The sequence below is a fragment of the Geodermatophilus sp. SYSU D00879 genome (assembly GCF_054050375.1).
The window spans coordinates 78,045-84,910 of record NZ_JBJGZF010000018.1; the positions used below are offsets into that span (position 1 = coordinate 78,045).

At 76.1% G+C, this 6,866-nt stretch carries 6 protein-coding genes; 1 reads left to right on the top strand and 5 read right to left on the bottom strand.

Annotation, left to right across the window (positions count from 1 at the left end; all coding sequences use genetic code 11):
- Nucleotides 1–35 precede the first annotated feature (35 nt).
- The 3 genes from ACI79B_RS19670 to ACI79B_RS19680 are packed head-to-tail and all read right to left on the bottom strand — an operon-like array spanning nucleotide 36 to nucleotide 4,743.
- Nucleotides 36–1,358 (bottom strand): ATP-dependent 6-phosphofructokinase, encoded by a 1,323-nt coding sequence (locus tag ACI79B_RS19670; protein ID WP_456929016.1) that lies wholly within the window; start codon nucleotides 1,356–1,358, stop codon nucleotides 36–38.
- 53 nt (nucleotides 1,359–1,411) lie between these two features.
- On the bottom strand, nucleotides 1,412–2,416 hold the full coding sequence (locus ACI79B_RS19675) for a zinc-dependent alcohol dehydrogenase (protein WP_456929017.1): 1,005 nt from the start codon (nucleotides 2,414–2,416) through the stop codon (nucleotides 1,412–1,414).
- Nucleotides 2,417–2,418: 2 nt separating this feature from the next.
- Nucleotides 2,419–4,743, bottom strand: a complete 2,325-nt coding sequence (locus tag ACI79B_RS19680; protein ID WP_456929018.1) for a transketolase-like TK C-terminal-containing protein — start codon at nucleotides 4,741–4,743, stop codon at nucleotides 2,419–2,421.
- Between the two features lie 89 nt (nucleotides 4,744–4,832).
- Between ACI79B_RS19680 and ACI79B_RS19685 the strand changes: the two genes are divergently transcribed.
- Nucleotides 4,833–5,201 (top strand): nuclear transport factor 2 family protein, encoded by a 369-nt coding sequence (locus tag ACI79B_RS19685; RefSeq protein WP_456929019.1) that lies wholly within the window; start codon nucleotides 4,833–4,835, stop codon nucleotides 5,199–5,201.
- Nucleotides 5,202–5,255: 54 nt separating this feature from the next.
- On the opposite strand, the gene ACI79B_RS19690 is transcribed toward ACI79B_RS19685, so the two are convergent.
- A complete protein-coding gene (locus tag ACI79B_RS19690) occupies nucleotides 5,256–6,281 on the bottom strand; it encodes an NAD(P)-dependent alcohol dehydrogenase (protein WP_456929020.1) in 1,026 nt (341 codons plus the stop codon).
- Complete coding sequence (locus tag ACI79B_RS19695) at nucleotides 6,278–6,628, bottom strand: hypothetical protein (protein ID WP_457000237.1); 351 nt, start codon at nucleotides 6,626–6,628, stop codon at nucleotides 6,278–6,280. The genes ACI79B_RS19690 and ACI79B_RS19695 overlap by 4 nt, the downstream gene beginning before the upstream one ends.
- Between the last annotated feature and the right edge of the window lie 238 nt (nucleotides 6,629–6,866).

The window sequence follows — 6,866 nt, forward strand, 5'->3', positions numbered from 1 at the left end:
GCCGGATCCCGGGATCCCACCCGGGCGGGTGAGCCCTACTCGAAGCGCACCGGCTGCCCGGTGGCCTCCAGCACCGACATCCACAGGTCGCCCAGCGGGTCGACGTGGTTGCGCCGGCTGACCGCCAGGGACATCGGGAGGTGCACGAACCGCCGCCGGCGGCGGGCCACGATCACCTCGGTGCGGCCGGCCATCGCCGCGTGCACGGCGGCGTGCGCCAGCCGCAGGCAGTAGGCGCTGTCGTAGGGGTTGGCCGGCACGCTGCGGATGGCGTAGCTGGGGTCGAAGTAGCGGACGTTGTTCTCGACCTTCGCGTCGTCGAGGTGCTCGGTGATCAGCCGGCGCAGCAGCCGCCCGATGTCGCCGAGCCGGACGTTGCCCGACGCGTCGCGGCCGGGCTCGTGCTCCTCGATGTGCTCCTGCCCGGCGCCCTCGGCCACGACGACGACGGCGTGCCCGCGCTCCTCCACCCGGCGGCGCAGGTGCTCGAGGAAGCCGTGCTCGCCGTGCAGCGCGAACGGCACCTCGGGGATGAGCACGTAGTCGGCGTCGTCCTTGGCCAGCGTCGAGTAGCAGGCGATGAACCCCGAGTGCCGGCCCATGAGCTTGACCAGGCCGACGCCGCCGGGCGCCGACCGGGCCTCCACGCTGGCGGCGTGGATCGACTTGGTCGCCTCCGACATCGCCGTCTGGAAGCCGAAGCTCTGGTCGATGTAGGGGATGTCGTTGTCGATGGTCTTCGGCACCCCGACGACGGCGATCTTCAGGCCGCGCTCCTCGACGACCCGCACGACCTCCATCGCCCCGCGGATCGTGCCGTCGCCACCGATGACGAACAGCACGTTGATCGCCAGCCGCTCCAGGGCGTCGACGATCTCCTCGGGGTCCTGCATGCCGCGCGAGGTGCCGAGGATGGTGCCGCCCTCGTCGTCGATGTGCTGCACCACCTCGGGCGTGAGGTCGACGACGTCCTCGCCGTAGTGCGGGATGAAGCCGCGGTAGCCGTTGCGGAACCCGACGATCCGGCGCACGCCGTAGTGGCGGCACAGCTCGAGGACCAGCCCGCGGATGACGTCGTTGAGGCCGGGGCACAGCCCGCCGCAGGTGACGATGCCGACCCGGGTCTTGGCCGGGTCGAAGTAGATGCGCTTGCGCGGCCCGCCCGGCTCCAGGCTGGGCAGCCGGTCGACCGGCACGCCCCGGGTGCCGGCCATCGACAGCGTGTCGTCGAAGAGGATCCGGTCGTCCTCCTCCACCGAGTGCTGCGTGGTCTCCCGCGCGGCCAGCCGCTCCGCCAGCGGCGAGTCGATGCGGCACGGACCCAGCGTCCGCACGGCGAGGTCCTCGTGTCCGATCACACGCGGAACGCTCCCACACGCGCGTCCCGCCGCTGCGCGCGGCACCCCGGTCGTCAGGACGTCATGTCGACCTGGATCTTGGGGCCGGGCCCGGACCCCTCCGGCCGCCGCCCGGCGAGCACCTCGCCGACCTGCGCGAGCCCCACGGTGGCGGCCACCAGGGGCCGCGGGTCGACGGTGCCGGCGGCGTAGGCGGCGACGGTGTCGGCGAGCCCGGGCGAGGCGGAGAGCACGCCGACGGCGGTGACGTCGCCGAGCACCAGCGCCCGGGTGTCGACGGCGCTCGCGCGGCCGGCCAGCCCGATGTAGACCACCCGGCCGGCGGGCTCGACCAGCTCCAGCGCCCGGGCGGGGGCGCCGGCGTCGGTGGAGGCGTCGACGACGGCGTCGAACGGCCCGGCCGGCACGGTGCCGGCGGCGGCGAACCCGAGGCCGCGGGCGAAGTCCAGGGACCCGGGCGTGACGCCCAGCAGGTGGACCTCCGCGCCGGCCGCGCGGACGAACATCGCCGTCAGCAGGCCGATCGTGCCCGGCCCGACCACCAGCACCCGGTCGCCGGGCCCGGCGGCGGTGGCGCGGGCCGCGCGCAGCGCGTTGCCGCCGGGCTCGACCAGCGCGCCGAGGGCGGCGTCGACCGCGTCGGGCAGGGCGTGCAGCGACCGCGCCGGCACCGCCAGCCGCTCGGCCAGCGCGCCGGGCCGCCCGCCGCGGATGCCGACCTCCTGCCGCCGCGCGCACACGTGCTGCTGCCCGCGCCGGCAGCGCCGGCAGGTGCCGTCGCCGAGCATGGTGTCGCCGGTGACCCGCCGGCCGGCCCAGCCGGGGTCGACCCCCTCCCCCACCGCGGCGACCGTGCCGGCCCACTCGTGGCCCAGCCGCACCGGGTAGGCGGCGTGGCCCTGGTGCAGGTAGGCCATCTCGCCGGTCCAGAACTCGACGTCGGTGCCGCACACGCCGACCCGCTCGACGTCGACGACCACCTCCCCCGGCGCCGCGACCGGCTCCTCGACCTCGGCGACCCCGCCCTCGCCCGGCCCGGTGACGACGAACGCGCGCACGCTCAGTCGACGAGGTCGAGCGCCGCGCCGACCAGCGAGTCGACGTCGAGGCCGTGGTGGCGGTAGACGCTGTCGAGGTCGCCGCTCTGGCCGAAGCGGGTGACGCCCAGGTGCGCCGCGGGCACCCCGCGGACCCCGGCGAGGAACGCCAGCGTGTGCGGGTGCCCGTCGAGCACGGTGACCAGCGGCGTGGCCCGGTCCGCGGGGAACGCCCCGTCGAGCACCCAGGGCGCGGCGTCGTCCAGGCCACGGCGGGCCTGCACCGCGCGGAACAGCAGCCCCGGGCTGGTCACCACGACGACGTCGGCGGGGAACCCGAGCCCGTCCAGCCGCTCCGCGGCGGCCAGCGCCTCGGGGACGACGGCGCCCATCGCGGCCAGCGTCACCGCCGGGCGCGGCACCCGGCGCAGCGGGTAGGCCCCGGCCACCACCTGCCGGCGGCGCCGCTCCCGGGCGGCCGGGTCGGCGGGCACCGCGGCCAGCGCCTGGTCCACCGGCCGGGTGGACAGCCGCACGTACGCCGACTGCCCGCCGGAGCGGCCCATCTGGCCGAGCGCGGCGAGCAGGCACCACTCGGTGTCCAGGGCGAACGCCGGCTCGTAGGACAGGCAGCCGGGCTGCTCCAGCCCGATCGACGGCGTGGTGACCGACTGGTGCGCGCCGCCCTCGGGCGCCAGGGTCACCCCCGACGGCGTGCCGACCAGCAGCGACTGCCCGCCCGCGTAGATGGTGAACGACCACGGCTCCAGCGCCCGCTCGACGAACGGGTCGTAGAGGACGCCGACCGGCAGCAGCGGCTGGCCCCACCGGGACCAGGTGGCGCCGAGCTCGCCGATGGCGCCGACCAGGTTGGTCTCGGCGATGCCGAGCTCCACGTGCTGGCCCGAGGGCTTCTCCCGCCAGTGCAGGATCGTCTCGGCGTCGTCGGCGAACCAGTCGCGGCGGTCCTCGTGCGACCAGACGCCGACCTTGTTCACCCAGCCGCCGAGGTTGGTCGAGCTGGACACGTCGGGGCTGACGGTGACCACCCGCCGGCCCACCTCAGGGGCGGCGCGGTTGAGGTCGAGCAGCGTACGGCCGAGCGCCGCCTGCGTCGTGGCGGTGCCCGACGGGGTGCGGCCCAGGTCCGCCGGCACGGGCGGGACGACGGCGTCGTCGACCGGCGGCCGGGCCAGCCGGGCGGCCGCGGCGGCGAGCAGCCCGGCGGGGCGGCCGCCGGCCGGGAACCCGGCCCACGGCCGCGCCGGGTCGACGCCGACCCGGGCGGCCAGCTCGTGCAGCTGGGCCTCGGTGAGCAGCGCGGAGTGGTTCTGCGGGTGGCCCTCGGTGGCCAGCCCGTAGCCCTTGAGCGTGTAGGCGATGACCACGGTGGGGCGGGTGTCGTCGATCCGCGCGAACGCCTGCCGCAGCGCGGTGAGGTCGTGCCCGCCGAGGTTGCGCACCGCGGCGACCAGGTCGGCGTCGGGCACCCCGGCGACCAGCTCGGCGATCGCGGCCGCGCCGGGCCCGTCCCCGGGCAGCTCGCGGCGGACCTCCGCCGGCGTGCGGCGCAGCAGCCGCTGGTACTCGGCGTTGCTCATCCCGTCGATGCGGTCGCGCAGCGCGGGCCCGCCGGGCCGGGTGAACAGCTCCTCCAGCAGCGCGCCGTACTTGACGGTGAGGACCTGCCAGCCGGCGGCGGTGAACATGCCCTGCAGCCGGGTGGCGCCCATGGTGGGGACGACGCGGTCCAGCGACTGCCGGTTGAGGTCGACGATCCAGTTCACCTCGCCGAGCTCGGCGACCATCGGGTCGAGCACGGCCTCCCACACGGCGCCCTCGTCCAGCTCGGCGTCGCCCACCAGCGACCACTGCCGGCCGGTGCCGCCGGCGCCGAACTGGGTGTTGACGTAGCGGCGGGCCAGCGCGCCCCAGACCGGCGCGGTGGCGCCGATGCCGACCGAGCCGGTCGAGTAGTCCGCCGGGACGGGGTCCTTCAGCCGCGACGGGTAGGACTGCAGCCCGCCGAACTCGCGCAGCGTGGTCAGCCACGAGGCGTCCAGCTGCCCGAGCAGGAACTCCAGCGCGTGCAGCACCGGGCTGGCGTGCGGCTTGACGCTCACCCGGTCGTCGGCGGCCAGCTGCTCCAGCCACAGCGCGGTCATGATCGTGACCATCGAGGCGCTGGACGCCTGGTGCCCGCCCACCTTCAGCCCGCTCGGGTTGGGGCGCACCCGGTTGGCGTGGTCGACGATCGCCGTGGCCAGCCACAGCACGCGCTGCTCGATCTCGCGCAGCGCGGCGTCGTCCGAGCCGGTGGCGGGGGGCCGCGGGGCGGCGAGCGTCATGGTCACTCCTGTCGGGTGGACGGACGACCAGCATCGCGCGTGCGCGCGCTCCCCCCGGAGGGAGGTCCGGTGTGCCACCGTCGCGCCCCGTGACCGCCCCGGACCGCCCCGCCCTGCTCCGCTCGCTCTACCGGGCCTTCACCGCCCGCGACCTCGACGCGGTGGTGGCCGCCATGGCCCCCGACGTCGACTGGCCCAACGGCTGGGAGGGCGGCCGCGTGCACGGCCACGACGGCGTGCGGGACTACTGGGAGCGCCAGTGGGCGCAGATCCGCCCGCTGGTGCGGCCGACCGGCGTCGAGGAGCGCCCGGACGGCTCGGTCGCGGTCACCGTGGCCGTGACGGTGCGCGACACCGGCGGCGCGGTGCTCTCCCGGGAGACGGTGCGCCACGTCTACCGGTTCACCGGCGACCTCGTCCAGCGGATGGACATCGAGCGCCAGGACGCCGAGCGGTAGGAAGTCGAGCGGGGACGCGACCCCCGGCCGGGGCGGGCCGGGGGCCGCGCCCGCTCACGGCACGAGGATCGCGCGGCCCCGTACCCGTCCGGCCGACAGGTCGTCGATCGCGGTCTGGAAGTCGTCGAGCGCGTACCGCTGGGTGTGCAGCGTGACCTTCTGCTGGGCGGCCAGCGCCATGAGCTCGACCAGGTCGTTGTAGCTGCCGACCAGGTTGCCCAGGATGTTGATCTCGCTGGAGATGAGGTCGATGGTCGGCACGTCGATGTTCTCGCCGTAGCCGACCACCAGGTAGTCGCCGGCCCGCCGGGTCATCGCCAGCCCCTCGGCGGTGGAGCCGCCCTCGCCGACGAAGTCGATGACGACCTCCGCGCCGCCCACGCCGGTCAGCGACAGGACCTGCTCCACCTGCCCGCCGTCGGCGTGCACCGTGTGGTCGGCCCCGATTGACTGCGCCAGCTTCAGCGCCTCGGGGTTCCGGTCGACGACGATCAGCTCTGCCGGCGAGAGGGCGACCATCACCTGGATGCCGATGTGCCCCAGCCCCCCGGCGCCGATGATCACGCACCGGTCGCCGGGGCGCAGCCGCCGGGCCGCCTTGGCCGCGGCATGGTAGGCGGTCAGGCCGGCGTCGGCGAGCGCGGCGACGTCGGCCGGCTCCAGCGACTCGTCGATCTTCACGCAGCTGCGCGCCGAGGTCTTGAGGTACTCGGCGTACCCGCCGTCGGTGTCGATGCCGGGGAACTGCGAGTTCTCGCAGTGCACGTCGTCCCCGGCGCGGCAGGCGCGGCACAGCCCGCAGGTGACCAGCGGGTGCAGGATCACCTTGTCCCCGACGGCCACGTTGGTCACCGCGTCCCCCACGGCGTCGACCCAGCCGGCGTTCTCGTGGCCGATCGTGTACGGCAGCCTGACCTGCGACTTCTCCGCCCACTGCCCCTCGAGGATGTGGATGTCGGTCCGGCACACCCCGGCCCCGCCGATCCGCACGACCACGTCGTGCGGGCCGGTCACCTCGGGCTTCGGGACGTCGTCCATCTGCAGCGGCTCGTGGTAGCCGACGACGCGGACGGCCTTCATGGCAGCACCTCCAGGGGGATGAGCGGACGCTCGTCGGGACAGGGGGTCTGGTCGGCCTCGGAGCCGGGGTAGCGGGTGGTGAGCAGGCCGCGGCAGAAGTGCGCGTTGCCGTCGACGGAGATCCGCACCGAGCGGGCCCGGCGCAGCACCGTCGGCGCGTCGTCGGGGCCCGGGCGGGTGCCGTCCTCGCGCAGCAGCACCGGGGCGGCGTCGTCGACGGGCAGGCCGAGGGCCGCCCGCCGGCGGCGCAGGCCGTCCGCGGCGTCGGCCGGGAGGTCGCCGAGGGTGACCGCCCGGACGTCGGCCGCCGGGTCGGCGCGCAGCAGGGCGGTGAGCGCCCGCTCCACGGCGGCGGTGTGCGCCTTGCGGGTGAACGTCGCCCGCAGCTCGTCCAGCGACTCCTCCGCCTCGTGCCCGAAGGTGCCGCGGTAGCCGAGCCCGGCGGCCAGCCCCCGGTTGATCAGGTCGGAGTCGTGGGGGGGGGGGGGGGGGGGGGGGGGGGGGGGGGGGCGGGGGGGGGGCGGGGGGGGGGGGGGGGGGGGGGGGGGGGGGGGGGGGGGGGGGGGGGGGGGGGGGGGGCGGGGG